2 protein-coding genes are annotated in these 2,091 nt (G+C 71.1%); one reads left to right on the top strand and one right to left on the bottom strand.

Annotated elements, in window-relative coordinates; all coding sequences use genetic code 11:
- A partial coding sequence (gene rarD / locus GWK61_RS54245; RefSeq protein ID WP_194922237.1) for an EamA family transporter RarD occupies positions 1 to 792 on the top strand: 792 nt, incomplete at its 5' end.
- Positions 793 to 1,000: 208 nt separating this feature from the next.
- Here rarD and GWK61_RS54240 read toward each other — a convergent pair.
- Positions 1,001 to 1,984 carry a polyprenyl synthetase family protein gene (locus tag GWK61_RS54240; RefSeq protein WP_194922238.1) on the bottom strand — a complete coding sequence of 328 codons (984 nt, stop codon included), beginning with the start codon at positions 1,982 to 1,984 and terminating at the stop codon, positions 1,001 to 1,003.
- Between the last annotated feature and the right edge of the window lie 107 nt (positions 1,985 to 2,091).

Below are 2,091 nucleotides of genomic sequence, written 5' to 3'. Positions count from 1 at the left end.
GCTCGGTGGGGGTGGGTGCGGGAGTTCGTGCGGACGCCTCGGAAGGTGGCGATTCTCGCCGCGGCCGCTGCCGCGATCTCCGTCAACTGGTTCGTCTACATCTGGTCCGTGAACCATGGGCACACCGTCGACACCGCGTTCGGGTACTTCATCAATCCGCTGGTGACCGTGCTGTTCGGGGTGTTCCTGCTGCGGGAGCGGTTGCGGCGCCTGCAGTGGGCCGCGGTGGGGGTCGGCGCGGTCGCGGTGCTGGTGCTGGCCGTCGGGTACGGCAAGGCGCCGTGGATCGCGCTGGTGCTGGCCGGGAGCTTCGGGACGTACGGGCTGCTCAAGAAGGTCGCGGCGGTGCCGGCCGCGGAGGCCATGGCGGTGGAGTCCGCGCTTCAGTTCCTGCCGGCCGTCGGGTACCTGGTCTGGCTCGGGACGCGGGGCACGCTCGACTTCGGGCACCACGGGGCCGGCAACACCGGGCTGCTGATGCTCGCGGGGCCGGTCACGGTGGTGCCGCTGATCTGCTTCGGGGCGGCGGCCAACCGGCTCCCGCTGTCGGTCGTCGGGCTGCTCCAGTTCCTGGCGCCGATCCTGCAGTTCCTGTGCGGGGTACTGGTGCAGCACGAGTCCGTGCCGCCCGCACGCCTGGCCGGGTTCCTGATCGTCTGGTTCGCGCTGGTGCTGCTGACAGTCGACGCGCTGCGCGGAGCTCGCAAAAGGCCAGCTCAGTCCACATCCACATCCGACAGCGCGTCCAGCATCCGCGACAGCGCCTTGACGCAAGCGTCCACATCCGCCTGACTCAGATCACCGCCCCCGATCTGCCCGAGCACCCCGAGTTGGTCCGCGCCCTGGTGGTCAGCGGCGCCGGTACCGGCGAGCCGGAGTTCGTCGACGGCTCGACCGGCGAGACCCTGGCCTGAAGCGGCCCGCGACCGGGCACATCGAGCCGCAAACAAAGCGCGCCGACGACAGCTGTCGTCGGCGCGCATCGCGTATCCGGAAATGCTCAGGTCGTCCGCGAAATCACCACATCGCACAGCGCCCGCATCGCTTCCTTGGCCGGCACCTCCGGCAGCGGCTCCAGCACCGCCTTCGCCTTCTGCGCGTACCCGCGCACCACGTCCCGCGCCTGCCCCATGCTCGGGTGCGCCCGCAGCAGCCCCAGCGCCTCGGAGAAGGCCTCGTCGTCGGACGACAGGTCCGTCCGCAGCAGCTCCTGCAGCCGCGCCGTCTCCGGGTCCGCGGAGCCGTCCATCGCCAGCGCGATCAGCATCGGCAGGGTGTGCACGCCCTCGCGCAGGTCCGTGCCCGGCGTCTTGCCGGACTGCTCGGACTCCGACTCGATGTCCAGCAGGTCGTCGGAGAGCTGGAAGGCGACGCCGAACAGCTCGCCGAACTCCGCCAGTATCTGCTCCTGCTCGGCGGTGCAGCCGGCGAAGATCGCGCCGAACCGGCCGGAGGTGGCGATCAGCGAGCCGGTCTTGCCCGCCAGCACCTCCAGGTGGTGGTCCACCGGGTTCTGGCCGTTCTTGGGCCCCACCGACTCCGAGATCTGACCGCTGACCAGGCGCTCAAAGGTCTCGGCCTGGATCCGCACGGCGTCCGGGCCAAGCTCGGCCAGCAGCGTGGAGGCGCGGGCGAACAGGAAGTCGCCGGACAGGATGGCCAGCGAGTTGTCCCAGCGCTGGTTGGCCGAGGCCACCCCGCGGCGCAGCGCCGCCTCGTCCATGACGTCGTCGTGGTAGAGCGTGGCCAGGTGGGTCAGCTCCACCACCACGGCGGCCTCCACGATGCCCGGGGCGGCCGGGTCGCCGAACTGCGCGGCCAGCAGCACCAGCAGCGGCCGCGTGCGCTTGCCGCCGGCCTGGGCCAGGTGCGAGGTGATCTCGCTGATGTAGGCGTGGTCGCTGCGGGTGTAGTTCAGCAGCACCTCCTCCACGCGGAGCAGGCCGTCCTTCAGGGCCACGGTCAGGCCCTCGTCCTGCTGCATGGCGATGCCGAATGGACCCCAGCCCTGCGACGTCTGAAGAAGCGGCGGGGTCAGCGTGCCGGGAGTACTCACTGCGGCGGCCTTCCAGGTCGGGGCGGTGGGGGCGG

Origin of the sequence: Catenulispora rubra, assembly GCF_015356825.1 — a bacterium.
Classification (GTDB): Bacteria; Actinomycetota; Actinomycetes; order Streptomycetales; family Catenulisporaceae; genus Catenulispora; species Catenulispora rubra.
The sequence above is the reverse complement of the archived record's forward strand: the minus strand, read 5'-3'. Positions and strand labels throughout refer to the sequence as shown.

Excerpts from the sequence above, each read along its gene's own strand:
- GWK61_RS54240 (WP_194922238.1), bottom strand. The coding sequence starts at position 1,984 with ATGCAGCAGGACGAGGGCCTGACCGTGGCCCTGAAGGACGGCCTGCTC.